Origin of the sequence: Streptococcus mitis (assembly GCF_905187495.1) — a bacterium.
Taxonomy (GTDB): domain Bacteria; phylum Bacillota; class Bacilli; order Lactobacillales; family Streptococcaceae; genus Streptococcus; species Streptococcus mitis_CU.
In genome coordinates this window covers 336,756-363,521 of sequence record NZ_CAJJIB010000151.1, presented here as the reverse complement: position 1 = coordinate 363,521, position 26,766 = coordinate 336,756, and the positions used below count along the sequence as shown (strand labels likewise).

The 26,766-nt window shown below is 38.2% G+C and carries 29 protein-coding genes; 25 read left to right on the top strand and 4 right to left on the bottom strand.

The window, feature by feature from the left end:
* Nucleotides 1-99: 99 nt before the first annotated feature.
* The 4 genes from JQ843_RS07940 (at nucleotide 100) to JQ843_RS09790 (ending at nucleotide 4,846) form a co-directional block, all read left to right on the top strand.
* On the top strand, nucleotides 100-1,965 hold the full coding sequence (locus JQ843_RS07940) for an AAA family ATPase (protein ID WP_001110403.1): 1,866 nt from the start codon (nucleotides 100-102) through the stop codon (nucleotides 1,963-1,965).
* A 135-nt stretch (nucleotides 1,966-2,100) separates the two neighbouring features.
* Nucleotides 2,101-3,054, top strand: coding sequence for a helix-turn-helix transcriptional regulator (locus JQ843_RS07935; protein WP_000999613.1), 954 nt, complete (start codon nucleotides 2,101-2,103; stop codon nucleotides 3,052-3,054).
* A gap of 80 nt (nucleotides 3,055-3,134) precedes the next feature.
* A complete protein-coding gene (locus JQ843_RS07930; RefSeq protein WP_000091993.1) occupies nucleotides 3,135-3,938 on the top strand; it encodes a hypothetical protein in 804 nt (267 codons plus the stop codon).
* Nucleotides 3,939-3,943: 5 nt separating this feature from the next.
* Complete coding sequence (locus tag JQ843_RS09790; protein WP_000386831.1) at nucleotides 3,944-4,846, top strand: hypothetical protein; 903 nt, start codon at nucleotides 3,944-3,946, stop codon at nucleotides 4,844-4,846.
* Between the two features lie 207 nt (nucleotides 4,847-5,053).
* Here JQ843_RS09790 and JQ843_RS07920 read toward each other — a convergent pair whose 3' ends face one another.
* Nucleotides 5,054-5,254 (bottom strand): hypothetical protein, encoded by a 201-nt coding sequence (locus JQ843_RS07920; RefSeq protein ID WP_001098347.1) that lies wholly within the window; start codon nucleotides 5,252-5,254, stop codon nucleotides 5,054-5,056.
* A 176-nt stretch (nucleotides 5,255-5,430) separates the two neighbouring features.
* Here JQ843_RS07920 and rpsP point away from each other — a divergent pair, with 176 nt between their 5' ends.
* The 9 genes from rpsP to JQ843_RS07875 all read left to right on the top strand — a co-directional run bounded on the left by rpsP (nucleotide 5,431) and on the right by JQ843_RS07875 (nucleotide 11,077).
* Nucleotides 5,431-5,703, top strand: a complete 273-nt coding sequence (rpsP, locus tag JQ843_RS07915; RefSeq protein WP_000268760.1) for a 30S ribosomal protein S16 — start codon at nucleotides 5,431-5,433, stop codon at nucleotides 5,701-5,703.
* A gap of 19 nt (nucleotides 5,704-5,722) precedes the next feature.
* On the top strand, nucleotides 5,723-5,962 hold the full coding sequence (gene kphA, locus JQ843_RS07910; RefSeq protein ID WP_000379617.1) for an RNA-binding protein KphA: 240 nt from the start codon (nucleotides 5,723-5,725) through the stop codon (nucleotides 5,960-5,962).
* Between the two features lie 44 nt (nucleotides 5,963-6,006).
* Entirely contained in the window at nucleotides 6,007-6,336 is a 330-nt protein-coding gene (locus JQ843_RS07905; RefSeq protein WP_004234201.1) for a MazG nucleotide pyrophosphohydrolase domain-containing protein, read from the top strand.
* A 338-nt stretch (nucleotides 6,337-6,674) separates the two neighbouring features.
* Entirely contained in the window at nucleotides 6,675-7,577 is a 903-nt protein-coding gene (locus tag JQ843_RS07900) for a DMT family transporter (RefSeq protein WP_001003374.1), read from the top strand.
* A gap of 148 nt (nucleotides 7,578-7,725) precedes the next feature.
* Entirely contained in the window at nucleotides 7,726-8,583 is an 858-nt protein-coding gene (locus JQ843_RS07895) for an alpha/beta fold hydrolase (protein ID WP_203213345.1), read from the top strand.
* Between the two features lie 97 nt (nucleotides 8,584-8,680).
* Nucleotides 8,681-9,469, top strand: a complete 789-nt coding sequence (locus tag JQ843_RS07890) for an alpha/beta fold hydrolase (protein ID WP_203213344.1) — start codon at nucleotides 8,681-8,683, stop codon at nucleotides 9,467-9,469.
* 30 nt (nucleotides 9,470-9,499) lie between these two features.
* Complete coding sequence (rimM, locus tag JQ843_RS07885; RefSeq protein WP_001105892.1) at nucleotides 9,500-10,018, top strand: ribosome maturation factor RimM; 519 nt, start codon at nucleotides 9,500-9,502, stop codon at nucleotides 10,016-10,018.
* Nucleotides 10,008-10,727: a tRNA (guanosine(37)-N1)-methyltransferase TrmD gene (gene trmD / locus JQ843_RS07880; protein WP_084926480.1), complete on the top strand. Its 720-nt coding sequence runs from the start codon at nucleotides 10,008-10,010 to the stop codon at nucleotides 10,725-10,727. The genes rimM and trmD overlap by 11 nt, the downstream gene beginning before the upstream one ends.
* An 11-nt stretch (nucleotides 10,728-10,738) precedes the next feature.
* Nucleotides 10,739-11,077: an ATP cone domain-containing protein gene (locus JQ843_RS07875; RefSeq protein WP_001196038.1), complete on the top strand. Its 339-nt coding sequence runs from the start codon at nucleotides 10,739-10,741 to the stop codon at nucleotides 11,075-11,077.
* A 30-nt stretch (nucleotides 11,078-11,107) separates the two neighbouring features.
* Here JQ843_RS07875 and JQ843_RS07870 read toward each other — a convergent pair whose 3' ends face one another.
* Nucleotides 11,108-11,428, bottom strand: a complete 321-nt coding sequence (locus JQ843_RS07870; protein WP_045606140.1) for a hypothetical protein — start codon at nucleotides 11,426-11,428, stop codon at nucleotides 11,108-11,110.
* A gap of 98 nt (nucleotides 11,429-11,526) precedes the next feature.
* Between JQ843_RS07870 and JQ843_RS07865 the strand changes: the two genes are divergently transcribed.
* A complete protein-coding gene (locus JQ843_RS07865; RefSeq protein ID WP_000807422.1) occupies nucleotides 11,527-11,742 on the top strand; it encodes a YdbC family protein in 216 nt (71 codons plus the stop codon).
* 53 nt (nucleotides 11,743-11,795) lie between these two features.
* On the opposite strand, the gene JQ843_RS07860 is transcribed toward JQ843_RS07865, so the two are convergent.
* On the bottom strand, nucleotides 11,796-12,332 hold the full coding sequence (locus JQ843_RS07860; protein ID WP_203213343.1) for a biotin transporter BioY: 537 nt from the start codon (nucleotides 12,330-12,332) through the stop codon (nucleotides 11,796-11,798).
* A 195-nt stretch (nucleotides 12,333-12,527) separates the two neighbouring features.
* Nucleotides 12,528-13,874: a glutathione-disulfide reductase gene (gene gor / locus JQ843_RS07855; RefSeq protein ID WP_049502148.1), complete on the bottom strand. Its 1,347-nt coding sequence runs from the start codon at nucleotides 13,872-13,874 to the stop codon at nucleotides 12,528-12,530.
* A gap of 291 nt (nucleotides 13,875-14,165) precedes the next feature.
* Between gor and JQ843_RS07850 the strand changes: the two genes are divergently transcribed.
* The 11 genes from JQ843_RS07850 (at nucleotide 14,166) to JQ843_RS07800 (ending at nucleotide 26,749) form a co-directional block, all read left to right on the top strand.
* A complete protein-coding gene (locus JQ843_RS07850) occupies nucleotides 14,166-15,374 on the top strand; it encodes an efflux RND transporter periplasmic adaptor subunit (protein WP_031236889.1) in 1,209 nt (402 codons plus the stop codon).
* Nucleotides 15,358-16,059: an ABC transporter ATP-binding protein gene (locus JQ843_RS07845; protein ID WP_000811472.1), complete on the top strand. Its 702-nt coding sequence runs from the start codon at nucleotides 15,358-15,360 to the stop codon at nucleotides 16,057-16,059. The genes JQ843_RS07850 and JQ843_RS07845 overlap by 17 nt, the downstream gene beginning before the upstream one ends.
* A gap of 1 nt (nucleotide 16,060) precedes the next feature.
* Entirely contained in the window at nucleotides 16,061-17,320 is a 1,260-nt protein-coding gene (locus tag JQ843_RS07840) for an ABC transporter permease (protein WP_125447778.1), read from the top strand.
* 123 nt (nucleotides 17,321-17,443) lie between these two features.
* On the top strand, nucleotides 17,444-19,441 hold the full coding sequence (gene metG / locus JQ843_RS07835) for a methionine--tRNA ligase (protein WP_203213342.1): 1,998 nt from the start codon (nucleotides 17,444-17,446) through the stop codon (nucleotides 19,439-19,441).
* A 102-nt stretch (nucleotides 19,442-19,543) separates the two neighbouring features.
* Nucleotides 19,544-20,470 (top strand): aldo/keto reductase, encoded by a 927-nt coding sequence (locus JQ843_RS07830; RefSeq protein ID WP_203213341.1) that lies wholly within the window; start codon nucleotides 19,544-19,546, stop codon nucleotides 20,468-20,470.
* A 132-nt stretch (nucleotides 20,471-20,602) separates the two neighbouring features.
* A complete protein-coding gene (locus JQ843_RS07825) occupies nucleotides 20,603-21,634 on the top strand; it encodes a DNA/RNA non-specific endonuclease (protein ID WP_203213340.1) in 1,032 nt (343 codons plus the stop codon).
* Nucleotides 21,635-21,741: 107 nt separating this feature from the next.
* Nucleotides 21,742-21,978: a DUF2829 domain-containing protein gene (locus tag JQ843_RS07820; protein ID WP_203213339.1), complete on the top strand. Its 237-nt coding sequence runs from the start codon at nucleotides 21,742-21,744 to the stop codon at nucleotides 21,976-21,978.
* A complete protein-coding gene (locus JQ843_RS07815; RefSeq protein ID WP_203213338.1) occupies nucleotides 21,971-22,669 on the top strand; it encodes a 3-oxoacyl-ACP reductase in 699 nt (232 codons plus the stop codon). The genes JQ843_RS07820 and JQ843_RS07815 overlap by 8 nt, the downstream gene beginning before the upstream one ends.
* Nucleotides 22,670-22,795: 126 nt before the next feature.
* Nucleotides 22,796-23,671, top strand: a complete 876-nt coding sequence (locus JQ843_RS07810; protein ID WP_203213337.1) for a putative PEP-binding protein — start codon at nucleotides 22,796-22,798, stop codon at nucleotides 23,669-23,671.
* A complete protein-coding gene (locus tag JQ843_RS07805; protein WP_203213336.1) occupies nucleotides 23,640-24,080 on the top strand; it encodes an ASCH domain-containing protein in 441 nt (146 codons plus the stop codon). The genes JQ843_RS07810 and JQ843_RS07805 overlap by 32 nt, the downstream gene beginning before the upstream one ends.
* Before the next feature lie 122 nt (nucleotides 24,081-24,202).
* A complete protein-coding gene (locus JQ843_RS07800; RefSeq protein WP_203213335.1) occupies nucleotides 24,203-26,749 on the top strand; it encodes a M1 family metallopeptidase in 2,547 nt (848 codons plus the stop codon).
* Nucleotides 26,750-26,766 lie beyond the last annotated feature (17 nt).

The following is a 26,766-nucleotide window of genomic DNA, read 5'->3' as shown; positions in this document are numbered from 1 at the left end:
TGGGTGTTCTTTTTTATTTTCTTAAAAAATAATTAACTAGACAATAAATGTCCATCCTTTTTTGTAAAATTAATTTATTATAAAAAGAGGTGAGAGTGAATGAATTACTATCAAGTTGAATTTAAGAATCCTGATGATTTTTTTAAAACTCAGACGAATGATTTTATTACGTCTAATCATTTAATTTTTTTGAAAGAAGGAGAATCATACTATCTTATTTCTCAAGAAAATTACAATGACCAAGAAATTATGAAAAAAATAAATGATTTTTTTGATTATGAGTTCTTACTAGCTAAGGTAGAGCCTTTAATAGAAAGTGATTTTATCAAGAAACTTGGCAGAAGTGATATAGGAGATTTAGTCAAATTCTTACTTAGTGCAGAAAAAGAAAGATTTTCTGAACAATTAAAACCCAATTTAGAAAAGTTGGACGAGTTGAATGATATTATTGCCCTAATTGAATTTAAAGGAGCTATTCGAGAATTCATTGATTATATATCCTTCCAAGAAAAAATAAGCAATAATGAAAATCAACAACATTTTTATATTTTTACTGGTGAGAAAGGAACGGGTAGAAAGTTTGCAATCAAGTTTCTAGAGTCTATCTTTGGTATGAATGCGATATTTGTTAATTGCAATCATTATTTTGTTCCTAAAATGAGTGAAAAAGATTTCGCTGTATTAGTTGATTATCTTTCGGCAAGATCAAAAACAAAATCAGATATTTTTGATAATTTTCGACAAAAGAAGGGGAATTCCTTTAATATTATTATTTCTAGAAGCATTCAAGAAGCAGAAGCTATTAGAAAAGAGTTACTCGATGTTTTTAATAAGGTATCAATTATTAATTTCCCCCGGTATGATGAATCAGAGCTTAAAGGAATTGGTATTCAAATGCTAAATCAAAAAGGTGTTCATTTGAGTAACGAAGATTTTGAACGATTAGTAGCTGAAAATCACGTGCTAAAGGATGCCAAAGAAGTTCGCCTTTTTGTTCAAGAGCTTATTGAATTTGCAGTGCAAAATAATTATGATCCTTCAGAAAAAAATGAATTAAATCTCGATGGATTCATTCTCCAAAATAAATCTTCAGTTGAAGATGAAGAAAATGCGGAGAAAAAGCTGAGTGAATTAATTGGTTTAGAAGAAGTGAAAATGGTCCTAAAGCAGCAGTTAGCATATAGTCGAGTTTCTGTAATGCGTCAGGCACATGGATTTAGTAACGAAGTATTAAATCGTCATCTTGTTTTTTCCGGAAATCCTGGGACTGGGAAAACTGTAGTTGCTAGGCTCTTTTCAGAAATTTTATACAACAATAAGATAATTAAAGAGAATAAGTTAGTGGAGGTAGGTAGAACGGAATTAGTTGGTGAATATGTTGGTCAAACTGCTCCAAAAGTAAAAAGAGTTTTTGATGATGCAAGAGGGGGAGTACTCTTTATAGATGAGGCCTATAGTCTTATTCCAAGTAGTGATAGAGATTTCGGACATGAAGCTATTTCAGCGATTATACAGGAAATGGAAAATCGTCGGGATGAGGTTTTGGTTATTTTTGCTGGTTATGAAGAATTGATGGCTCAATTCATTGAAACTAATCCAGGATTATCCTCTAGAATTTCCAGAGAAATAAAATTTTTCGATTATACAATTGATCAACTAATTGCTATTTTAGAATTGATGATAAATAAAAGACATTATCAATTAACCGACGATTGTAAGATGGTACTACGTCAGCATTTTTCAGAAGTTGTAAATTGTAGCAATTTTGGAAATGCTCGATACGTTCGTAAATTAGTAGATGAGATTGTCTTCTGTCAAGCACAACGCGTGGTTGAAGGTGATAAGATTCAATTAGAAGATGAAAACTTTTTAAATCAAATTACATTGACAGATATCAATAAGGCTATTGTAGCTATTGAAGCAAAATCTTCAAAATCAATATCGTTGATAGGATTCGGAAGGTAGAGAAATCTATAGTAGGCTCTAAAAGAAGAAATCGGTGCTTGAAAAAGAGTACTATCAGTAAAAGATTTGAACTAAGAAATTGATTGAATCTGAACCATTGGGAATGCTATAATATTAGTAAAGGATTAGAATTATATGAACGACCAAGAACGCTTATTAACTATATTTTTACGCTTACAGTCTGGCGCGCATTTATCTAAGGCTCAGCTTGCTGATGAATTTGGTGTTAGTGAAAAAACTATACAACGAGATTTTTCTCTCTTGTCTGGTTTCTTAGATACACAACCAATGGTTGCAGCAGAGCTTGCTTATGATGCAAAGCACCATACAAGATACTTAAAAGGAAAATCTTTGTTTAATAAAAAGGATATTCTTGTAATTTCAAAGATTTTACTAGAAAATCGATCTTTGAATAAGGAAGAAAACAAGTCATTACTTGATAGTTTATTAGCACTTATTTCAAAAGATGAGCAAAATGAAGTTTCCAGTATTATTGCAAGTGAGTTGCTAAATTATGCACCATTGTCAGATACACAAAATCGTATTGATAAGGTTTGGGAATGGTCTGAAATGATTCGTAAGGAATTGCTACTAGATATTGAATATCAATCTCCCTATAATACTAAAAAGCATCATACCATTTTCCCGGTATCGCTTTATTATGATACTCATTACTTTTACATAGTAGCTTATAATTTAGTTTTTGATTCTTATATGACCTTGAAACTAGATAGAATTCTTAGTTGGGTAGAATCTAAAGAAAAGAAAAAACCTTCTCTCTCATATGGAAGAAAATTTCGTGATGGAGACATTCGTAATAAACGTGTAGATCCATTCATAGGAAAAGAGTTAAAGATCAGAGTCCTATTTGTCAATGATTCAGCAATTGTTGTTGATCAATTCCCAACAGCAAAAATTATTGAAAAAACATCAAATGGTAATATTATTGAATTTGTGAGTCAGGATACACCAGGGCTGAAGAGGTGGCTATTGGGTCAAGCGGAATCCTTAAGGGTATTGTCTCCACAGTCGTTAATTGATGACATGAAGATTCTTATTAAGAAAATGGAAGAAAATTACATTGACTAGATGTTTGAGAAAGACTGGGAGAAAGTTTTATCTGTTATAAAAGAATACTGTGAATTTCACCAACTAAAGGAGAAGATGAAATGAGTAGAGTTATATATAGAACTCGTCCATTTAGCCCCTACGCTAAGTATAGCAAGTATTGGAACGAATACATTCAAGAGGGTGACGAGATTATTAAGTACGTTTTTAATAAAGTTAAATTTCCCGACAGAGAATTAAGAAATAAAATATACTCAGATGAGAAACAAAGATGGACTATAGGTGATATTAATCTTCCTGATTGGTTATATGGATATGTGGTCAACGCTGATTTATCTGACAATGCCAAAAAAATTGTCAAACAATGGAGATTAGAGAAGTATATTTTTGAGTTAAATAATTACAAAGAAAAAGGCTATTTCATTGATGAAGAAAAGAAAATTGTGATAACGGATCGGGAAATATTAATGTTCCGAGAAGACTCAGAAATACCTTATTGGGATAAAATCACTTCCTTAGTAAAAGAAGCTTATAATCGTATTCGTATTACGCCTCAAATGTTGGAGTTGGTAAAAAAAGATTTTGAGACTCAAACAGTGGATTATGAAATACTTTGTGAAATGGCTGAACAAAATAGGAAGAAAAACGAAGAGAAAGAAAAAGAATTTTTAGCCAAGCAGCAAGAATTACAAGAGAAAAAAGATTACGAAGTAGCTATTCAATTGTTTTTAAGACTACAAAAAAACTTAGTTGATATAAAGCCAAAGTTAAGTGAAGAAGGAAGAAAAGAAATTGATCATCTTCTTAATTTAATCGATGAATCAGAAGTAAGTCGTGTTAGATATGATATTTTACATCAAGCGGGAGTCGAAATAATCTTGAAAGAAAAAAGTAAGAGAGGCTAATTTGAATGGATTATGTGACTAGAATACATTTAAAAAGAGACGATAACATTAGGAAAGAGTTAATTGGCTTCTGTTTAAATAATTCTGAACAGTATCTTGCACTTGGTTGGAGTCGCTTAAGTAGCGATATTCGGGAAGAAGACTTTAATGAATACTATGGACGAATAAAAAAAGAAAGAGGCAGAGCGAATCCAGCAATAAATGTTTTTAAGGATGCTCAGATAGATGATTTATTCTGGACACGAGATTTAAGTGGAAATTATTGGATATGTAAAGCGAAATCTCAAGCCAAAGTAGTTTGTGATACTCATTTGGATATTGGATCAGTTATCCAAGTTGATGCATTTAACGTGGGAATGCAAGTCCCTGGACAGATAAAGTCATCGTTTAATAGACCTCTTGGTGGTACAGTTGAGAGGATACGGGATAAAAGCATAATTGAATATTCAAAATTGATATTTAATAAATTTTCGAAAAAGAATTATTTTGAGGTAACAACCTATAGTGGAGGTCTCCTCGATAATCTACCTGAATTTGATTTAGAAGAACTTGTCATCTCATATCTTCAAATTAAGGAAAACTACTATGTCCTTTCTAATTCAATTGCAAAGAAATCAACTACTATAAAAATTGAATGTGAAATGATTTCAAGAGAAATTGATAACCCGAGAAAAGCAGTAGTTCAAGTGAAAGGAAAGAAAGCAAAGGAACTTGACGCCTTAGAATTTAAACAATACTTAGATGAAGGCTATATAGTATATTTATATGCTCCGAGAGTGATAAATTTAGATAAGATTGAAAATGTAGTTAGGATAGGGGACAACGATTTGTTAGATTTCTATGAGAAGTATAAGTTGATCCTACCAGCATCTATCACTCAGTGGGAAAACTTATTTATTGGGGATTGATAAATGATGAATATGTCGCAATTTCATGAATATATAATTGTATGAACTTTTTAGTAAAATTTAGCTCAATTCGTGTGTTTTTAGGGTGAAATTCACACCATTTAATTGAAAGTTATTCAAATTAGATGAAAATTTGTTTTCTAAAAAAACGAGAAAACGTTGATTTTAAGAGAATTTTGAATCATATTCGAATGGAAATTTTTAAAATCATGTTTCGGTGGTAAAAGTTCCAAAGTGGATTCTCCATAGTAGAATGATATCTCCTGCCAGGAGATTGTCTTTAAGTAGTACCATATTTCGTTTAGGAACGGGCTTGGGATTTAGGAGCCAAGCATCCACATCACGTTCAGGAGAGATAAAGGTTTTGACTTGATGGTCTTTGTAAATGTTCTCTATTGTAGTATTCATAAAGTTTCTCTTTCTAATTTATCTTTATTAGTCTAACCAATTTATAAATGGTGTAAAAATTTTATAGTCTGTCAAGTTTTTTTCTTGACACCTGCCAGAAATCTGCTATAATAGAACATGTGCTAAATAGCTCAGCTATTTCACCGAAATAAAAAATAAGAAAAGAGACTTTAAAAATGGCAGTTAAAATCCGTTTGACTCGTATGGGTTCTAAGAAAAAACCTTTCTACCGTATCAACGTAGCAGATTCACGTTCACCACGTGACGGACGTTTCATCGAAACAGTTGGAACTTACAACCCACTTGTTGCTGAAAACCAAGTAACTTTGAAAGAAGACCGCGTTCTTGCATGGTTGGCTGATGGAGCTCAACCTTCAGATACAGTTCGCAACATCCTTTCAAAAGAAGGTGTATTGAAGAAATTCCACGATTCTAAATTCTCAAAATAAGTTTAAAGTAGGTTGACAGATGGATACGATTGAAAATCTCATTATTGCGATTGTGAAACCCTTGATTTCACAACCAGATGCCTTAACTATCAAGATTGAAGATACACCAGAGTTTTTGGAATATCATTTGGATCTTGATCAAAGCGATGTGGGTCGTGTAATCGGTCGTAAGGGTCGCACTATTTCTGCGATAAGAACGATTGTCTACTCTGTCCCAACTGAAGACAAAAAAGTAAGAATCGTTATTGACGAAAAATAAGAAGGGCGGGACGAATGTCTCGCTTTTTTTGCAAGGAGCAGGATATGAAGGATTTAACGTTTAGACAATTACAAGACTACCTACTGGAACATTACCAGCAGTCTCGGACTGAGGAAGGTCTCTTTATGAAGTTAGTGGAGGAAGTCGGAGAAGTAGCTGAAGTTTTGAATGGGCGCTCTGGTCGAAAAGAGGGAGTTCAAGATTCGAACGAGGAACTAGCAAAAGAACTGGCTGATATCATTCACTATACAGTTGCTATCGCAGCTATTAATGATATTGACCTTATCAAGACTATCTTTGAGAAAGACAAAACTGCAGCCATTAAGTACCAACATGAACGTGATTTGGAAGGATTTTTGAAGGGGGACCTCTAAGACAATAATAAATGATTTTTACTAATAAAGAAGGTATTAGTAAATATAAGAAAGAGAAAGCAAGGAAAATGGTAGATTATGCTATAAAAGTAAGGAATTTCCAAGAGGTAGACAAGCTAGAACTTGTGAGATAAGAACGAGAAAAGCAGGTCAGCATAGCTGCCTCCTTTATAGGCAACGAGAAAGCATTTATCAGCTTGAAAGAGTGATAGTAGGCATAAAATATAAATCCTAGAAATAGCATCTAGCATTTTACTATGCTACAATGGAAAGACAGTCTCAAAGAATTCTAGTCAATTAATCTTTAGAATAGCTATTTTTAAAGGGAGTAACAGTCTATGAACGAGAAAACAAAAGCTTACCTAGCAGCTTTATCCTTTTCAGCAATCATTGGATTTTCTTTTTTATTTACTAAGATTGCTTTAGGCTATGCCAGTCCTCTCACAAACTTAGCGCATCGCTATACAATCGCAGCTTTAGTAATGGTTGTTCTTTATCAAACCAAACTTATTAAAGTGAGTTTAAGTAGAAAAGATATTCTTTCTATTCTGCCTATGAGTCTTTTCTATCCTCTTCTCTTTTTTATTTTTCAATCCTTTGCTTTACAGTATATATCGTCTTCTGAAGCTGGAATTTTACAGGCTCTTGTCCCGATTTTTACTCTCCTTTTAGCATCGGCCTTTCTCAAGGAAAAGACAAGCTTGCTTCAAAAGTTCTTTTTATTTTTATCCGTAGCAGGAGTAGTTTTCATCTTCCTTAGCAAAGGAGCTAACTTCGGTACTGAGACTGCTAGCTTTGGCTTTCTCTTGATGTTGGGATCTGTTCTCGCCAATGCAATAAGCAATATCCTCAGCAAGTCCAAAGGAGGTCGCTATCAGGCCATAGATATGACAGCTGTTGTGATATTTGTTGGCTTCGTCACCTTTAATACGCTGAGTCTGACCTCGCACTATCTAGATGGCAACATATTAGCTTACTTTGCGCCACTTGGACAGGTATCTTATCTGCTTTCAATTCTCTATTTGGGAATTCTAGCCTCTATCGTTACTGGTAGTCTCTCTATCTATGCTATTGTTCAACTTGGAGCATCGACCGTTAGTGTCTTTGGTAATCTTGGAACAGTTTTGACTATTCTAGCCGGAGCTCTTATCCTCCACGAACCAATTTATAGCTACCATGTGATCGGAGCAACATTGATTATTGCTGGAATTTTAGGCATGAATCTGATGAGAAAAAAGTAAAGATTGCTAAGCAGTCTTTTTCTTAATCTAAATGATACAGAAAATTCAAAATTTTTAATGGACTAAGTTTAGAAAACGATGATTTTAATATAGCATGATAAAATAGATAAAAAGAATAATACTAGGATAAAGAAGAGAGAGTTTAGAAATGAAGCAAAATGATATAGCTGAAGCTATTGCTTTTTATAACAGAAAACCCGAGACTTTGGTACGTCACATTATACCAGGCTTAGATTGTGATTTGGTTGTTTATCATCGTCCTGGAAACGCAAGTAAAGGCCACATTATTTTTTATCATGGAGCTTGTGGCCGTAGTCAGATGTGGGCTCACCAGTATGATGCCTTTGAAGGATTTGACCTCTACTTTGTCAATGTTAGAGGACAGGGTGAATCACCTATGAAAGTTGGCCTACCCGACTTGGAAGGCGCTGTTCAAGATGTAGATGCTATTTTGTCCTATTTCCAGTTGGATAAGGTGATATTGGTCGGACATTCTTGGGGAGGGAATCCACTTCAAGAGTACACTTATCGTCATCCAGATCGAGTTCTAGCCTTAGTCATGGTAGATAGTTGGGGACAGCATCGTTACCTATCAGATAAAGAGAGAAATCGCATAAAATATAGTTCCCTTATGTACAAAACGATTCCTTGGAAGTTGATTGCAGATAAGAACTCAAAAATGTGTACAGATAATCCTATCACAAGAGAATTAGTCAAGACGGCAATCATAGAAACTGGGCGAGATGTTTTCTTGAACCTTGGAATCACAGGTTTCTTGGCAGTTCATGAGATAGAAGGATATAAAGGAAACCCTCCTATGCTATTAGTAAGAGGCGAAAATGATTTTCCCAAACACCTAAAAATGATCTACGATGGTATCATTGCCTTAAATCCCAATGCGCGTCAAGTAACGATTTCAGATAGTAAACACCAACCGATGAATGACCATCCTAAAGAGTTTAATCAGCTTATTGGTGAATTTTTTGAAGAAGTAGTAGGCCCGTAAGATAGGAACTATCCAACTTGTGAAAATCTCTGTAACGTGATAAAATAAAGGATAAGGATTTTTAATAATTCATTATATAGAATGAGTGGATTTCTTTATGAAGAGGATTGAAGTATCTACAGAAATTGGTAGTCTCTCTGTTACTTATCAAAAGCAAAAGAAAATGCTAGTTTGTTTAAGTGGTGCAGGTTTGCTACCAAGTTATGAAAATTTTTCACTTATACTTGAAAAACTTCCTCCTACAATTGGTTATTTGACAATTGATTTTCCGAACACAGGTAGGAGTCCGATTCATGACCAAGCTGGAAAAAATCTAGATAATCTTGCAGATGCGGTTTATGAAGTACTTGAAGAATTAGGGATTTCTGAATATATACTTTGTGTACATAGTTTGAGTGGAATTTTAGCTTGTAAATTGCTCAACAAACCAATTAAGTGTCAGGCTTTAGTAGCAATGGAACCGACAACTAAAAAAGTCATGTTTGCTGATTTTTCAGAAAATCCTTATCCAGAAATGGAAGAGCAGATGAGGCTGATTGACGAGTATGGTCCTGAACTTTATTTTAAGAACTTAACTCAAGCAACATTTAGCCCTGAAATTAATAAAGAAATCTGGAAAATAATGCAAGAAAAAGGTTCAGAGTTGGAAAATCAATATACAGGATTTCAGATATCTGGAGAGATTACTGAGGAAGATTTTGAGAATGTATTTATAGAATCTTATATCCCTGTATTTATTTTTTGTCAGCCTTATAGAGAAAAAGAGTACAGAGAATCAGAATATTGGACTTCCAATACTAAACTCATTTTAGGAGGGAATCACCATTATTTACAATGGTCCGAATCGGAAAAAATTGCGGCTATTATTCGAGAATTGTCAGAATAAGATGGAAAGAAGGAGAGTACAGGAGACAAGATGAACTACTTTAATGTTGGGAAAATCGTCAATACGCAAGGGTTGCAGGGTGAGATGCGAGTCTTGTCTGTGACAGATTTTGCAGAAGAACGGTTTAAAAAAGGGGCTGAGCTGGCTTTGTTTGATGAAAAAGATCAGTTTGTTCAAACGGTGACCATTGCTAGCCACCGTAAACAGAAGAACTTTGACATTATTAAATTCAAAGATATGTACCATATCAATGCTATTGAAAAGTACAAGGGATACAGTCTCAAGGTTGCTGAGGAAGATTTAAATGACCTAGACGATGGTGAATTTTATTATCACGAGATTATCGGTTTGGAAGTCTATGAGGGTGATAACTTGATTGGAACCATCAAAGAAATCCTGCAACCAGGTGCTAACGATGTCTGGGTGGTCAAGCGAAAAGGCAAGCGCGATTTGCTCTTGCCTTATATCCCACCAGTGGTTCTCAATGTTGATATTCCTAATAACCGCGTCGATGTGGAAATCTTAGAAGGGTTAGACGATGAAGATTGATATTTTAACCCTCTTTCCAGAGATGTTTTCTCCACTGGAGCACTCAATTGTTGGAAAGGCTCGAGAAAAAGGGCTCTTGGATATCCAGTATCATAATTTTCGAGAATATGCTGAAAAGGCCCGCCATGTCGACGATGAGCCCTACGGAGGAGGTCAGGGGATGTTGCTCCGAGCCCAACCCATTTTCGATGCCTTTGATGCTATTGAAAAGAAAAATCCGCGCGTCATTCTCCTCGATCCTGCTGGAAAGCAGTTTAATCAGGCTTATGCTGAGGATTTGGCTCAAGAGGAAGAGTTAATCTTTATCTGTGGGCACTATGAGGGTTATGATGAGCGTATTAAGACCTTGGTGACAGATGAGATTTCCCTGGGTGACTATGTCTTAACTGGTGGAGAATTGGCGGCCATGACCATGATTGATGCGACGGTTCGCCTGATTCCAGAAGTGATTGGCAAGGAGTCCAGCCACCAAGATGATAGTTTTTCTTCTGGCCTTCTTGAATATCCTCAGTACACACGTCCCTATGATTATCGAGGTATGGTTGTACCAGATGTATTGATGAGTGGTCACCATGAAAAGATTCGTCAGTGGCGATTGTATGAGAGTTTGAAGAAAACCTATGAACGCAGACCGGATTTGCTTGAACATTATCAACTGACAGCAGAAGAAGAAAAAATGCTGGCAGAAATCAAAGAAAACAAAGAATAAAGGAGAAACCTATGCAAGTAATCAAACGTGATGGAGAAATTGCTGAATTTAATCCAGATAAGATTTACCAAGCTATCTTAAAGGCAGCCCAGACTGTCTATGTATTGACAGATGATTTGCGTCAAAACCTTGCACAAGTCACTAAGAAAGTGGTTTTGGATTTGGAAGAAGCCAAGGTGGAACGTGCTACCATCAGCATGATTCAGTCTTTGGTTGAACATCGTTTATTGGGTGCAGGTTACATTACCATTGCAGAACACTACATTTCCTATCGTCTACAACGTGACTTGGAAAGAAGTGGTTATGGAGATCATATCGCAGTTCATTTACATTTTGAACAAATTCGCTAAGAAAAAAGAGTGGGATGAAGCAACTACATCTCACTCTTTCTTAAATCTATTTTTTTGGGCTGTTTGGACAGTTGAAGGGACAAATCGTAGGCGTTGAATATCGCTTATGCGGATAATACGACTTACATTTTTAGCAAAATTTTTCACGATAATTTGCTGGCGTTGCTGATCGTATTTGATGATGTCACCTGTAAAGCTTGTCTCAGACAAGATAAGGTGAACAGCGGTTTGTTTCTGGATAGCCTCTTCAATAGTGGCTGTAAGGGAGTTGCTTTCAGTCTGGTCAGGTTGGTCATGTCCATTTAAAAAGTCATGTATTTTATCTAGAACTTGCTGGAATTTATGTCTCATAGTGGCCTCCCTTCTTTTATATCAATATTATATAAAATTTTCCTAAAATCTACAAGATTTTACGAATAATCAAATGAAAGCTAAAAAAGGAGAAGAAAATGGCAGAATTTACATTTGAAATCGAAGAGCACTTGTTGACTCTTTCTGAAAACGAAAAAGGTTGGACCAAGGAAATCAACCGTGTGAGCTTTAATGGTGCTCCTGCAAAGTTTGATATTCGTGCTTGGAGTCCAGACCATACTAAAATGGGCAAGGGAATTACTCTCTCAAATGAAGAATTTCAAACAATGGTGGATGCCTTTAAAGGCAACTAAGTTTTCAAAATGAAAGAAAAGGATACTGAGTCATGACAACTCGATATCCTTTTTTAGTTAGCAAAGTAAGCCTGATTTTTAAGGCGTTGAAGTAGTGGACGGCTAATAATACTAATAGCAATAATTTTACCAAGGTCTGGAATGATAAAGGGAAATACCCCCACAACAAGAGCTTTTTCAAATGGCATTCCAGCTAGGAAATGCAAGCTAAGAATCCCGCCGACAAAGACAAGGGCATCACCCAAGAGGTTTGCAAGAAAAATATTGACAATCCCACTCTTGCTGTTGGTTAGAGAGGAAGTAAGTCCAGAGTAAATGAGATAAAACCAAAGATAGCCTGCAGTGGGGCCAACTAAAGCCTGAAAACCAGCTCCACCTCCTGCAAAGACAGGAAGACCGATAGCACCTAGAAGAAGATAGAGTCCAACAGAAAGTACAGCCTCTCTCGGTCTGAAGACAGTAGCAATCAAGCCGATTGCAAAGTTTTGAAGAGTGAAGGGGACGGGTCCAATTGGAAGACTGATTTGTGCCAAAACAGCAATGAGAGCAGCCCCAATAGCAGGGATAGCATAAACGTGAGCTTTTTTCAAAATAGTTAACCTCTTTTCTGATGTATAGTAACTATTATACTCGTAGAGTAATTATTGTCAACCAATTTTTTAATACAAGGTAACAAAAACTGTAACGGCCGATTTGCTGACTAATTAAGTTGGATAATTGTTTTGTTGATTCGAAAATTATCAAAAAAGAAGCAGACACATTTGTATCAGCTTCTTTTGTTTCGATTAACGCATAGTTACAAATTCTTCGGATGCAGTTGGGTGAATCGCCACAGTTGCATCAAAGTCTGCCTTGGTTGCTCCCATTTTGATAGCAACAGCAAATCCTTGAATCATTTCATCAACACCGTATCCAATTCCATGAAGTCCGACAACTTTTTCTTCTGAACCAGCTGTGATCAATTTGAAACGAGTTTCTTGACGGTTGCAAGTGCAAGCAGAGTACATAGACGTAAAGCTTGATTTGTAAACCTTGATTTGGTCTTGACCGTATTCTTTAATAGCTTGCTCTTCTGTCAAGCCAACAGTTCCGATAGCAGGGTGTGAAAAGACAACAGTTGGAATAGTTGAGTAGTCCATTTTTGCAGTTGTTTTTCCGTTAAAGAGACGTTCAGACAAAGTACGTCCAGCTTTGATAGCAACTGGAGTTAGTTCTTTTTCACCTGTTACATCACCTAGAGCGTAGATTCCTTCAACAACAGTATTTTGGTATTTATCCACTTGGATAAAGCCACGTTCATTCAGAGTTACTCCAGCTTTTTCAAGTTGCAAGCTCTTAACGTTTGGACGGCGACCTGTAGCCCAGATAACTTGGCTAGCTGTGTGACTAGTACCATCTTCGAAATGAATGGTAATGCCCTCAGCAGTTTTTTCTAACTTGGCAGGGACTTTGTGAGTATGAAGTGGCAAGTTTGTTCTTTCCATTTCCTTTACCAAACCTTCAACGATGTAAGAATCAAAACCACGTAAAGGACGATCGCGACGAACAAAGAGGTCTGTCTTGACACCAAAAGTGTGGAGTACTCCAGCCAATTCAACGGCAATATAACCAGCACCTAGAATGGCAACTGACTCTGGCAATTCTTCCCAAGCAAATACATCATCAGAAGAGCCACCTAGTTCTGCACCAGGAATATTAGGAATACTTGGATGGGCACCAGTAGCAATCACGATATGTTTAGCACGAATGAGTTCACCATTTACGCTGACAGTATGAGAATCTACAAATTCAGCATGTCCTTCAATCAAGTCTACACCGTTGCGTTTAAAACTGCCATCATAAGAAGAACGAGCGCGATCAATGTAGGCTTCACGATTACGACGTAGTGTTGCAAAGTCAAAGTTAAGATCAGTAGTCTTAAAGCCGTAGTCTTCTCCAAATTGATGGAAAGTCTCAGCGATTTGTGCCCCGTACCACATGATTTTTTTAGGAACACAACCGACGTTGACGCAGGTTCCGCCTAGTTTCTTTTCCTCGATAACGGCTGCTTTAGCTCCGTGTTCACCAGCACGGTTCATGGTAGCAATTCCTCCACTACCTCCACCGATAGCAATGATATCATATTCTCTCATTGAAAACTCCTTTATACTCTTTTAAATAGTAGAGTGTCATTTTTTGATAGTCATATTCTATCTTTTTTTTGATTTGATTGCAAAAATCTGCTACGTTCAAAAAAATTAAAGAAAAGGCTTGCAAAAAAGAAAAATAAAGTGTATTATATAACTAGTACAATGGTGGTAAAAAATAGATTCCGAATAATAATCAAATCCTGAAATGTCATTATTTCGTTCTGAACGGTTATTGTTTATATTTGCTAATTTTTATATAATATTGTTAAGAACTTTAAATCAAAAAGGAGTTTCATTATGAAGAAGAATGGTAAAGCTAAAAAGTGGCAATTGTATGCAGCAATCGGTGCTGCAAGTGTAGTTGTATTAGGTGCTGGGGGGATTTTGCTCTTTAGACAACCATCTCAGACCGCTGTAAAAGATGAGCCTACTCATCTTGTTGTTGCCAAGGAAGGAAGCGTGGCATCCTCTGTTTTATTGTCAGGGACAGTAACAGCAAAAAATGAACAATATGTTTATTTTGATGCTAGTAAGGGAGATTTAGATGAAATCCTTGTTTCTGTGGGTGATAAGGTCAGCGAAGGACAGGCTTTAGTCAAGTACAGTAGTTCAGAAGCCCAGGCGGCCTATGATTCAGCTAGCCGAGCAGTAGCTAAGGCAGATCGTCATATCAATGAACTCAATCAAGCACGAAATGAAGCCGCTTCAGCTCCGGCTCCACAGTTACCAGCACCAGCAGGAGGCGAAGGAGCTGCAGGGCAAACTCCAGCTCCAGTCTCAGGAAATGCAGTTTCATCTATTGATGCACAACTAGGTGATGCCCGTGATGCTCGTGCAGATGCAGAAGCGCAATTAAGTAAGGCTCAAAGTCAGTTGGATGCCATGACGGTTCTCAGTACCCTGGAGGGAACTGTGGTTGAAGTCAACCACAATGTTTCTAAATCTCCAACAGGAGCTAGTCAAGTAGTCGTTCATGTCGTAAGTAATGAAAACTTGCAAGTTAAGGGTGAACTATCTGAATATAACCTTGCCAACCTCTCTGTAGGACAAGAAGTAACCTTTACTTCTAAAGTTTACCAAGATAAGAGCTGGACAGGTAAGATTAGCTATATCTCTGACTATCCTAAAACTAGTGGTGAAGCAGCAAGTGCAGCTACTGCCGCAACAGGTGGTAATTCTGGTTCTAAATATCCATATACCATCGATGTTACAAGTGAAATCGGTGATTTGAAACAAGGATTCTCAGTAAGTGTTGAGGTTAAGAATAAGAGTAAAGCCATTTTGGTTCCTCTAACAAGTGTTGTGACTGAAAATGATAAGAACTATGTCTGGGTGCTTGACGAGCAGAAAAAGGCCAAGAAAGTGGAAGTTGGTTTGGGCAATGCTGATGCAGACAACCAAGAAATCACTTCAGGTCTGACAAATGGAGTCAAGGTCATCAGTAACCCAACGTCTTCTCTAGAGGAAGGAAAAGAGGTGAAGGCTGATGAAGCAACTAATTAGTCTAAAAAATATCTGCAGAAGCTACCGTAACGGTGACCAAGAACTGCAGGTTCTCAAAAATATCAACCTAGAAGTGAATGAGGGTGAATTTGTTGCCATCATGGGACCATCTGGTTCGGGTAAGTCTACTCTCATGAATACGATTGGTATGTTGGATACACCAACCAGTGGAGAATATTATCTTGAAGGCCAAGAAGTAGCTGGACTTGGTGAAAAACAACTAGCCAAGGTCCGCAATCAACAAATCGGTTTTGTCTTTCAGCAGTTTTTTCTTCTATCTAAACTTAACGCTCTGCAAAACGTAGAATTGCCCTTGATTTACGCGGGAGTTTCGGCTTCAAAACGTCGCAAGTTAGCTGAGGAATATCTAGATAAGGTTGAATTGACAGAACGTAGTCACCATTTACCTTCAGAATTATCTGGTGGTCAAAAGCAACGTGTAGCTATTGCGCGTGCCTTGGTAAACAATCCTTCTATTATTCTTGCTGACGAACCGACAGGAGCCTTGGATACTAAAACAGGTAACCAAATCATGCAATTATTAGTTGAACTGAATAATGAAGGAAAAACCATTATCATGGTAACGCATGAGCCTGAAATCGCAGCTTATGCCAAACGCCAGATTGTCATTCGAGATGGGGTCATTTCGTCTGATAGTGCACAGTTAGAAAAGGAGGAAAACTAAGATGCAGAATCTGAAATTTGCCTTTTCATCTATCATGGCCCACAAGATGCGCTCTTTTCTCACTATGATAGGGATTATTATTGGTGTTTCATCAGTTGTTGTGATTATGGCTTTGGGGGATTCCATGTCTCGTCAGGTTAATAAAAACATGACCAAGTCACAGAAGAATATCCATGTCTTTTTCTCACCTATTAAAAGTAAAGACGGTTCTTTTACCCAAAAACAATCAGCATTGACAGTTTCTGGGAAAGAAGAGGATGTTCCTGTGGAACCACCAAAACCACAAGAATCCTGGGTCAAGGAGGCTGCTAAAGTTAAAGGTGTAGATAGTTACTATGTAACCAACTCGACCAATACCACCCTGTCTTATAAAGACAAAAAAGTGGAACGCGCTAGCTTGACAGGTGGAAATATTACTTACATGAAGGCTGTTGAAAATGAAATTGTTGCAGGCCGCAGTTTCATAGCTCAGGATTATAAAGATGTGGCCAGTGTCATTTTGCTAGACCAAGAACTTGCTAATAGCCTGTTTGGATCTGCTCAAGAAGCTGTTAACCAGGTTATAGATGTTGGTGGCTTTAGCTATCGTGTCATTGGTGTCTATACCAGCGATGAGGCCAAGACTGCCAAGACTTTTGGTATTGGTGGACTTCCAATTACGACTAATATTTCTCTTGCCAATAACTTCAATATGGATGAAATTTCTGATATTGTCTTCCGTGTCAATGATACCAGTTTGACACCGACGGTGGGACCAGAATTAGCTAGAAAATTGACCGAGATTGCTGGTCTTCAGCAAGGGGAGTATCAGGTGGCAGATGCGACTGCAGCCTTCCAAGAAGTACAACAACTGTTCGGCTTTATAACTACGATTATTAGTGCCATTGCGGGAATTTCCCTCTTTGTTGGTGGGACTGGTGTTATGAACATCATGCTGGTTTCGGTGACGGAGCGTACGCGTGAGATTGGTCTCCGTAAGGCTTTGGGAGCAACGCGTGCTAATATTTTAATCCAGTTCTTGATTGAATCTATGATTTTGACCTTGCTAGGTGGAGTCATTGGTTTAACCATTGCGACAGGCTTAACCGCTATAGCTGGTTTACTCTTGCAAGGATTGATTGCAGGTATAGAAGTAGGAGTATCAATTCCAGTTGCCCTATTTAGTCTTGCAGTTTCGGCTAGTGTGGGTATGATTTTTGGTGTCTTGCCAGCCAACAAGGCATCGAAACTTGATCCAATTGAAGCTCTTCGTTATGAATAAGATCAACAAGATGGACACTCGTCTATCTTGTTTTTGTATGGATTTCCCTATCGAAAATTATTAAAAATGTGATATAATGAAGTGTTAGAAAAACAGGTTTCATTTGCCTGGAAAGGAAAAATTATGTCTGAAAAGAATTTTTATATTACAACGCCGATTTACTATCCATCTGGTAAACTTCATATCGGATCTGCCTACACAACCATCGCCTGTGATGTCCTAGCACGTTACAAACGCCTGATGGGCTACGATGTCTTTTATCTGACAGGTCTTGATGAGCATGGTCAGAAAATCCAACAAAAAGCGGAAGAAGCTGGCATCACACCTCAAGCCTATGTTGACGGGATGGCAGTTGGAGTCAAAGAACTCTGGCAATTACTAGATATTTCATACGATAAATTTATCCGTACAACGGATGACTACCATGAAAAAGTTGTCGCACAAGTCTTTGAACGCTTGCTTGCTAAAGATGATATTTACTTGGGTGAATACTCTGGTTGGTATTCAGTTTCAGATGAGGAATTCTTTACAGAAAGCCAGCTTGCAGAAGTTTTCCGTGACGAAGCTGGAAATGTAACTGGTGGTATTGCTCCATCAGGTCACGAGGTTGAATGGGTATCTGAAGAATCGTACTTCCTTCGCCTCAGCAAATACCAAGATCGTTTGGTCGAATTTTTCAAAGCTCATCCTGAATTTATCACTCCAGATGGTCGTCTGAATGAAATGCTTCGCAACTTCATTGAGCCTGGTTTAGAGGATTTGGCAGTTTCTCGTACAACCTTTACATGGGGTGTGCCAGTGCCATCTAATCCAAAACACGTTGTCTACGTTTGGATTGATGCCCTTCTTAACTATGCGACAGCTCTTGGATACGGTCAAGATGAACATGGCAACTTTGACAAGTTCTGGAATGGAACAGTCTTCCATATGGTAGGAAAAGATATCCTTCGCTTCCACTCGATTTACTGGCCAATCCTTCTTATGATGTTGGATATCAAATTGCCAGATCGTTTGATTGCTCACGGTTGGTTTGTCATGAAAGACGGCAAAATGTCTAAGTCTAAAGGGAATGTCGTTTACCCTGAAATGTTGGTAGAGCGTTATGGACTAGATCCACTTCGTTACTACCTCATGCGTAGCCTTCCAGTTGGTTCAGACGGAACCTTTACTCCTGAAGACTACGTTGGCCGTATCAACTACGAATTGGCCAATGATCTAGGAAACCTCCTCAATCGTACGGTTTCTATGATTAACAAGTACTTTGATGGACAAATTCCAACCTATGTAGAGGGTGTAACAGAGTTTGACCATGCTCTTGCTGAGGTTGCAGAACAATCAATCGCTGACTACCACACCTACATGGAAGCAGTTGACTACCCACGTGCACTTGAAGCAGTCTGGACCCTTATCTCTCGTACCAACAAATACATCGATGAGACAGCTCCATGGGTCTTGGCAAAGGATGAAGCACTCCGCGATCAATTGGCAAGTGTCATGAGTCACTTGGCAGCTAGCCTTCGTGTCGTAGCTCACATGATTGAGCCATTTATGATGGAAACCAGTAGTGCAGTCTTGACACAACTTGGTTTGGAAGAAGTAGCAAGTCTTGAGAACTTGAGTTTGGCTGACTTCCCAGTAGATGTGACTGTAGTTGCCAAAGGGACACCAATCTTCCCACGTCTCGATATGGAAGAAGAAATCGCCTATATCAAGGAACAAATGGAAGGCAATAAGCCAGCCGTTGAAAAAGAATTGAATCCAGACGAAGTTGAACTCAAACTCAACAAAGAAGAAATCAAATTTGAAGACTTTGACAAGGTTGAAATCCGTGTCGCAGAAGTCAAAGAAGTTTCTAAAGTAGAAGGTTCAGATAAGTTGCTCCAATTCCGCTTGGATGCTGGTGATGGTGAGGATCGTCAAATCCTTTCAGGAATTGCCAAATACTATCCAAATGAACAAGAATTGGTCGGTAAGAAAGTTCAAATCGTTGCCAATCTCAAACCACGCAAAATGATGAAAAAATATGTCAGCCAAGGGATGATCCTCTCAGCTGAACATGATGGACAATTAACTCTTCTTACAGTTGATCCAGCTGTACCAAATGGAAGTGTGATTGGGTAATATTTAAAAGGACCAGTTTGAACTGGTTCTTTTCTTTTGTAAGGTGGTAGTTGATAAAAGTGTTATTCTCCTTTATAATGAATGAAGACGGAGGAAGTTGCCATGAAATACATTACATTTGGTCAAGATGACAAAGAATTATCAGAAATTGTTCTGGGAATGATGAGAATAGAAGATAAGTCTGTAAAAGAAGTTGAAGAGCTTGTAGAGACAGCACTTTCTGTTGGAATCAATGCTTTCGACTTGGCTGATATATATGGTCGTGGTCGTTGTGAAGAACTGTTAGGTCTTGTCCTAAAAAATCGTCCAGATTTAAGAGAAAAGATGTGGATTCAGTCAAAATGTGGAATTCGCATTGAAGAATTTACCTATTTTGATTTTTCTAAGGACTATATTATAAAATCAGTAGACGGTATTTTGCAAAGATTGAAGATTGATCATCTAGATAGCTTGCTTCTTCATCGACCAGATGCTTTGATGGAATCTGACCAAGTAGCAGAAGCCTTTGATCTCCTTTATAAACAAGGTAAGGTTCGAAATTTTGGAGTTTCTAATCAAAATCCTATGATGATGGAGTTGCTTAAAAAAGATGTTAAGCAGCCGTTAGCTGTTAATCAGCTACAATTGAGTGCGGCTTTTACTCCAGGATTCGAATCAGGTTTTCATGTTAATATGGAAGATAGTCAAGCAGCTATTCGAGATGGCAGCATTTTTGAATATTGTAAATTACACGATGTGGTCATTCAAGCATGGTCTGTCTTACAATTTGGCTATTTTAAAGGGAATTTTGTTGGAAATGAGAAGTTCCAACAACTAAACCAAGTCCTAAATCGATTAGCATTAAAATACAGTGTGAATCCATCAGCTATTGCTATCGCTTGGGTGTTACGCTACCCAGCCAAAATGCAAGCAGTGGTAGGTACCACAAATCCTAAGCACTTGAGAGAAGTTAGCCAAGCGACAAACTTTAGCTTAACAAGAAAAGAATGGTATGAAATTTATCTTGCTGCAGGGAATAATTTGCCGTAAGTAGAAGCAGATGTAATAAATCACATTCAAAAAGCCGTGTAAAGCGGTTTTTAACAATAATGATATATGATACGATTGATTGTTTTGATATATTATAGTAAAATGGAATAAAAATGCTAAAGGATGTTAAATATGAAGAAGTTGGTTTATGCGAGTCTAGCCTTTTTATCAGTCTTTACTTTGGTGGCTTGTTCTGGTCATAGGGAAGAAGCAAAAGTTCCAGAAGTAAAAGTGGAACAAAAACAAGCCAAGTTTGATGAAAAGTTGTTTAAAGAAGCTGGTCTATTGCCGTTTAAAAACGAGAAACAACTTGAGCTAGGAGAATTGGATTCTAAAAATCGTGCGACGAGGGCTCATATTCAGCTCAAGGATAGTGATGAACCGACTGATAAGAGAGAAACAAAGTTGACCTATGATCCAGTCGGCTGGCACAATTATAAATTCTTTTATGGGGATGGCCGGGAAGAAGCTTGGTTGATGAGTAGAGGTCATTTGATTGGCTACCAATTTAGTGGTCTGAATGATGAAAAGAGAAATTTAGTTCCTATGACTAACTGGCTCAATGCTGGAAATTATTCTGGGACTGATGAACACAACCAGAGTAGTATGCTTTATTATGAAAATCGATTAGATTCATGGCTCGCTAATCATCCTAACTACTATCTTGATTATAAGGTTACGCCAATTTATCAGAAAGATGAGCTGATTCCAAGACAAATTGAGTTGCAATATGTAGGCATTGATGAAAATGGTAAACTCTTGGAAATTAAATTGGAAACTAGTAAAGAAAAGGTTGATAAGTACTCTGTGACGCATGTCGTTTTAGACAATGTTTCGGCTAATGCAGAAATTAACTATTTGGATGGTACTGCTAAAAACCTAGTTGAAGATGCAAAGGTAAAAGAAGAAAAAGAAAAAGCCAAGAAGGAAGCTGAGGAAAAGGCTAAGAAAGAGGCGGAGGAAAAAGCAGAAGCCGAGAAGAAGGCGAAAGAAGAGGAAGAAAAGGCTCGTCAAGCAGAACAAGAAAAGGAAGAGAGTCAGGAATCAAACACGCAATCAGCAAATTCAGGTGGTTATTTCAAAGATTCCAGAGGAAGATGGCATAAACCAAATGGCAAGTATGCTTCTAAGAAAGAAATTAAAGCAGCTGGATTAACTTGGTAATCATGTAAATGATGGAATAATAGAATAAATCATTGTCAAAAAGCCGTTGCAAAGCGGTTTTTTTGTTATAATGAAGGAAAGAATGTTAGAAATTAAAGGAGAAAACCATGACATTTGAAGAAATGCTGCCTGGATTAAAGGCTAAGAAAAAATATGTTCGTACTGGCTGGGGAGGTGCTGAAAACTATGTCCAACTCTTTGATATGATTGAACAAAACGGGGTTGCACTTGAAGTGACGCCCTACTTTCTAATCAACGTGTCTGGAGAAGGAGAAGGTTTTTCCATGTGGAGCCCGACACCTTGTGATGTTTTGGCGACGGATTGGGTAGAAGTGCATGACTAAACGTGTACTCATTACAGGAGTTAGTTCAGGTATCGGACTAGCTCAGGCTCGACTCTTTTTAGAGAATGACTATCAAGTATACGGAGTGGACCAAGGAGAAAATCCATTCCTACAGGGTGATTTCCACTTTTTACAGAGAGATTTGACCTTGGACTTAGAGCCTATTTTTGACTGGTGTTCTCAGGTGGATGTTTTGTGCAATACTGCTGGAGTTTTGGATGATTACAAACCACTTTTGGAACAGACAGCGCAGGAAATTCAAGAAATTTTTGAAATTAATTATATGACTCCTGTTGAGTTGACTCGCTATTATTTGACACAAATGTTGGAAAATAAAAAGGGAATCATCATCAACATGTGCTCTATAGCTTCTAGTCTAGCAGGTGGAGGTGGTCACGCCTATACTTCATCTAAGCATGCTTTGGCAGGTTTCACCAAGCAATTGGCTTTAGACTATGCTGAAGCTGGAATTCAGGTCTTTGGTATCGCTCCAGGTGCTGTCAAGACAGCTATGACCGCTGCGGATTTTGAGCCAGGTGGCCTAGCAGACTGGGTAGCTAGTGAAACACCAATCAAGCGCTGGATTGAACCAGAGGAAGTGGCAGAAGTTAGTATCTTTTTGGCCAGTGGAAAGGCATCTGCCATGCAGGGACAAATTCTGACAATAGATGGTGGTTGGTCTTTGAAGTAGTAGTGATTGGACGGAAATCAAAAACCACAGAAGAGAGTGCATCGCCATTAGTCTTGAAGGTTAAGTCTGAATTATTAGGATTTCCAGAGCTGGACAAGACTTCTTACATGAATTGGAAGGTGAATGATGAGAAACCAACTTGCCCTTAGTGGAGAAAAAATTCTTGAAAAAGTTTACCCACAACTATTTCATCATGTTGGCATGATTCGTGGGGAATATTTGTTGAGAGAGCTTAATCAAAACATCATATTAGCAAGTTGCCAGGAATTTGTGAAAGATTATCTTGATACTATTTGCTCCCTGTACTCAGGTAAGGAAGTTTGGTATCGTTTTTCTGAATTAACGAATACAGAAGCTAATTGTCTAAAGGGGACTAAAGAGTATTTTGATGAAAATCATCCCTTATTTGGATATAGAGGAACTAGGCGTTTGCTGGCGTGTCCGGATGAATTTCAGGCTGAAGCACATGTCGTTACAGAAGTTTATCAAAACAATCCCAATCTATCTGTTATCTTTCCTTTTGTCAATGATGCTGAGCAGTTAAAGCAAGCTATTAGAGTATTGCGTCAGCATGGTTTTACTGGGAAAGTTGGCACGATGATTGAATTACCGTCAGCGTATTTTGACTTAGACAGCATACTGGAAACGGGTATTTCAAAGATGGTAGTTGGAATGAATGATTTGACTTCTTTTATTTTTGCCACTGTGAGAAACAGTCAATGGCATGATATGGAAAGTCCAATTATGTTAGATATGCTAAGAGATATGCAGGATAAAGCAAGGATGAAAAAGATTGACTTTGCTGTAGCAGGTTATATGAATGATTCTTTCATACAAAAAATGAATCAGTTGGGTATCAAGTGCATTATCCACTATAGTTCTATTCCAGAGATTTTTAATTTAGAGATTGACCATCCAGATCATCTTAAACACATAAAAGAAGAAAGTAAAAAATTACAAAGGAGCACCCATGACACCGCAAGAAATGTGGAATGCCTATAAGCAAATCAATCCTTCTATCGGAGACGAGATAGATGCCTGGGCTTTTGGAGTGGAACCAGACCTTTTAGCGGATTTGGTTTTAAAAGGCGAAAAAACAGCAACAGCTTCAGCCTACGATCTCTACGCACTAGAAGCCGAGTCTCTTCCTCAAGAAGGAACTTTTGATGTCATTTTAGATAGTCAAAATCAGGCTGTCTGTATTGTCGAAATTACAAAGGTTTCTGTCCAGCCCTTCAATAAAGTTTCTGCTCAACATGCCTTTAAGGAAGGTGAAGGTGACAAATCCCTAGTCTATTGGCGCCAGGTTCATGAGGACTTTTTCACAGACTGTTTGGGTCAAGCAGGATTGACTTTTACACCTGACAGTAAGGTTGTTTTAGAAGAATTTCACAAGGTCTACCCACTGTAGACTATTAGAAGGAAGAAAGTTTTGGAAATCGCCGTCCAATCCTTTTTTCTTAAGCAAAACATGATATAATAAGTTTGTTTGAAGAAGAGCTCTAGCTCTTAAACTTAGAATAGGAGAAAACTATGCAAGCAGTTGAACATTTTATTAAGCAATTTGTTCCTGAACATTATGATTTATTTTTAGACTTGAGTCGTGAGACCAAGACTTTTTCTGGAAAGGTGACCATTACTGGTCAAGCACAGAGTGACCGTATTTCCCTCCACCAAAAAGACTTGGAAATCGCCACTGTAGAAGTTGCAGGTCAAGCTCGTCCATTTACAGTTGACCATGACAATGAAGCCCTTCATATTGAACTTGCTGAAGCAGGTCAAGTTGAAGTGGTTATCGCTTTCTCAGGAAAAATTACAGACAACATGACAGGGATTTACCCTTCTTATTACACAGTTGATGGAGTCAAGAAGGAAGTCTTGTCTACTCAATTTGAGAGCCATTTTGCGCGCGAAGCCTTCCCATGTGTGGATGAGCCAGAAGCCAAAGCAACTTTTGACCTCTCTCTACGTTTTGACCAAGCAGAAGGTGAATTGGCCTTGTCTAACATGCCAGAAATCGATGTTGAAAAACGTAAGGAAACAGGTATCTGGAAGTTTGAGACAACACCTCGCATGTCTTCTTACCTGTTAGCCTTTGTTGCGGGTGATTTGCAAGGTGTGACGGCTAAAACTAAAAACGGTACCCTCGTAGGTGTTTATTCAACCAAAGCTCACCAACTATCAAACCTTGATTTCTCACTGGATATCGCTGTTCGCTCTATCGAGTTTTACGAAGATTACTATGGAGTTAAATACCCAATCCCTCAATCTCTCCACATCGCCCTTCCTGACTTCTCAGCTGGAGCTATGGAAAACTGGGGTCTTGTGACCTACCGTGAAGTTTACTTGGTTGTGGATGAGAACTCTACCTTTGCCAGCCGTCAACAAGTTGCCCTTGTTGTGGCCCATGAATTGGCTCACCAATGGTTTGGTAACCTCGTAACGATGAAATGGTGGGATGACCTTTGGCTCAATGAAAGCTTCGCCAATATGATGGAATATGTCTGTGTGGATGCTATTGAACCAAGCTGGAATATCTTTGAAGATTTCCAAACAGGTGGTGTTCCGTCTGCCTTGAAACGTGATGCGACTGATGGTGTTCAGTCTGTTCACGTCGAAGTGAAACATCCAGATGAAATCAATACGCTCTTTGACGGAGCTATCGTCTATGCCAAAGGAAGTCGCCTCATGCACATGCTTCGTCGTTGGCTAGGTGATGCCGATTTTGCCAAAGGTTTGCATGCCTACTTTGAAAAACATCAATACAGCAATACAATTGGTCGTGACCTTTGGGATGCCCTTGGTCACGCGTCTGGACGTGATGTCGCAGCCTTTATGGATTCTTGGTTGGAACAACCTGGTTACCCAGTTCTTACTGTCAAAGTTGAAAATGATGTCTTGAAGATTTCACAAAAACAATTCTTCATCGGTGAGAACGAAGACAAGAACCGTCTCTGGGTTGTGCCACTAAACAGCAACTGGAAAGGCTTGCCTGATACACTCGAAACTGAAAGCATCGAAATTCCAGGCTATGCAGCCCTTCTTGCTGAAAACAAAACAGCACTTCGTCTCAACACTGAAAATACAGCCCACTACATTACCGACTATCAAGGAGATTTGTTGGATGCAGTTCTTGCTGACCTAGTTGAGCTTGATAACACAAGTAAACTGCAAATCGTCCAAGAACGTCGCTTGCTTGCTGAAGCAGGGCACATTTCTTATGCAGACTTGCTTCCAGTCCTTGATAAACTCGCTAAAGAAGAATCTTACCTTGTCGTTTCAGCTGTTTCTCAAGTAATTTCTGCCCTTGAGCGCTTTATCGATGAAGGAACAGAAGCTGAAAGAGCCTTCAAAGCCTTGGTTGCTAAATTGGCTCGTCATAATTATGACCGTCTTGGTTTTGAAGCTAAAGATGGCGAATCAGATGAGGATGAATTGGTTCGTCAGTTGGCTGTTTCTATGATGATTCGCTCAAATGATGCAGAAGCTAGTCAAGTCGCTAGCCAAATCTTCGCGACTCACAAGGAGAATTTTGCAGGACTTCCAGCAGCTATTCGCTCACAAGTTCTGATTAATGAGATGAAACATCATGAGACTAAAGACTTGTTAGCACTTTATCTTGATACTTATACTCACGCAACAGATGCTGTTTTTAAACGTCAGTTGGCAGCAGCTCTTGCCTACAGTACAGATGCGGACAATATCCAAACCTTGATTGCTGCTTGGAAGGACAAATTTGTGGTCAAACCACAAGACTTGTCTGCTTGGTACTTCCAGTTCTTAAGCCATCAAGCAACTCAGGAAACAGCATGGTCTTGGGCTCGTGAAAACTGGGCTTGGATTAAGGCAGCTCTTGGTGGAGATATGAGCTTTGATAGCTTTGTTATCCTTCCTGCTCACGTATTTAAGACTCAGCAACGTTTGGCAGAGTACAAGGAATTCTTTGAGCCACAACTTTCTGACCTTGCTCTTAGCCGTAACATCGGTATGGGAATCAAGGAAATTGCAGCGCGTGTTGACTTGATTAACCGTGAAAAAGCTGCAGTGGAGGCAGTCGTTCTTCGATACGGAAATGCATAAATAAGCCTAAAATAAAA

Bases quoted from the DNA above. Each gene is read 5' to 3' on its own strand.
- JQ843_RS07940 (WP_001110403.1), top strand. From the start codon at position 100: ATGAATTACTATCAAGTTGAATTTAAGAATCCTGATGATTTTTTTAAA.
- JQ843_RS07935 (WP_000999613.1), top strand. From the start codon at position 2,101: ATGAACGACCAAGAACGCTTATTAACTATATTTTTACGCTTACAGTCT.
- JQ843_RS07930 (WP_000091993.1), top strand. From the start codon at position 3,135: ATGAGTAGAGTTATATATAGAACTCGTCCATTTAGCCCCTACGCTAAG.
- JQ843_RS09790 (WP_000386831.1), top strand. From the start codon at position 3,944: ATGGATTATGTGACTAGAATACATTTAAAAAGAGACGATAACATTAGG.
- JQ843_RS07920 (WP_001098347.1), bottom strand. From the start codon at position 5,254: ATGAATACTACAATAGAGAACATTTACAAAGACCATCAAGTCAAAACC.
- rpsP (WP_000268760.1), top strand. From the start codon at position 5,431: ATGGCAGTTAAAATCCGTTTGACTCGTATGGGTTCTAAGAAAAAACCT.
- kphA (WP_000379617.1), top strand. From the start codon at position 5,723: ATGGATACGATTGAAAATCTCATTATTGCGATTGTGAAACCCTTGATT.
- JQ843_RS07905 (WP_004234201.1), top strand. From the start codon at position 6,007: ATGAAGGATTTAACGTTTAGACAATTACAAGACTACCTACTGGAACAT.
- JQ843_RS07900 (WP_001003374.1), top strand. From the start codon at position 6,675: ATGAACGAGAAAACAAAAGCTTACCTAGCAGCTTTATCCTTTTCAGCA.
- JQ843_RS07895 (WP_203213345.1), top strand. From the start codon at position 7,726: ATGAAGCAAAATGATATAGCTGAAGCTATTGCTTTTTATAACAGAAAA.
- JQ843_RS07890 (WP_203213344.1), top strand. From the start codon at position 8,681: ATGAAGAGGATTGAAGTATCTACAGAAATTGGTAGTCTCTCTGTTACT.
- rimM (WP_001105892.1), top strand. From the start codon at position 9,500: ATGAACTACTTTAATGTTGGGAAAATCGTCAATACGCAAGGGTTGCAG.
- trmD (WP_084926480.1), top strand. From the start codon at position 10,008: ATGAAGATTGATATTTTAACCCTCTTTCCAGAGATGTTTTCTCCACTG.
- JQ843_RS07875 (WP_001196038.1), top strand. From the start codon at position 10,739: ATGCAAGTAATCAAACGTGATGGAGAAATTGCTGAATTTAATCCAGAT.
- JQ843_RS07870 (WP_045606140.1), bottom strand. From the start codon at position 11,428: ATGAGACATAAATTCCAGCAAGTTCTAGATAAAATACATGACTTTTTA.
- JQ843_RS07865 (WP_000807422.1), top strand. From the start codon at position 11,527: ATGGCAGAATTTACATTTGAAATCGAAGAGCACTTGTTGACTCTTTCT.
- gor (WP_049502148.1), bottom strand. From the start codon at position 13,874: ATGAGAGAATATGATATCATTGCTATCGGTGGAGGTAGTGGAGGAATT.
- JQ843_RS07845 (WP_000811472.1), top strand. From the start codon at position 15,358: ATGAAGCAACTAATTAGTCTAAAAAATATCTGCAGAAGCTACCGTAAC.
- JQ843_RS07840 (WP_125447778.1), top strand. From the start codon at position 16,061: ATGCAGAATCTGAAATTTGCCTTTTCATCTATCATGGCCCACAAGATG.
- metG (WP_203213342.1), top strand. From the start codon at position 17,444: ATGTCTGAAAAGAATTTTTATATTACAACGCCGATTTACTATCCATCT.
- JQ843_RS07830 (WP_203213341.1), top strand. From the start codon at position 19,544: ATGAAATACATTACATTTGGTCAAGATGACAAAGAATTATCAGAAATT.
- JQ843_RS07825 (WP_203213340.1), top strand. From the start codon at position 20,603: ATGAAGAAGTTGGTTTATGCGAGTCTAGCCTTTTTATCAGTCTTTACT.
- JQ843_RS07820 (WP_203213339.1), top strand. From the start codon at position 21,742: ATGACATTTGAAGAAATGCTGCCTGGATTAAAGGCTAAGAAAAAATAT.
- JQ843_RS07815 (WP_203213338.1), top strand. From the start codon at position 21,971: ATGACTAAACGTGTACTCATTACAGGAGTTAGTTCAGGTATCGGACTA.
- JQ843_RS07810 (WP_203213337.1), top strand. From the start codon at position 22,796: ATGAGAAACCAACTTGCCCTTAGTGGAGAAAAAATTCTTGAAAAAGTT.
- JQ843_RS07805 (WP_203213336.1), top strand. From the start codon at position 23,640: ATGACACCGCAAGAAATGTGGAATGCCTATAAGCAAATCAATCCTTCT.
- JQ843_RS07800 (WP_203213335.1), top strand. From the start codon at position 24,203: ATGCAAGCAGTTGAACATTTTATTAAGCAATTTGTTCCTGAACATTAT.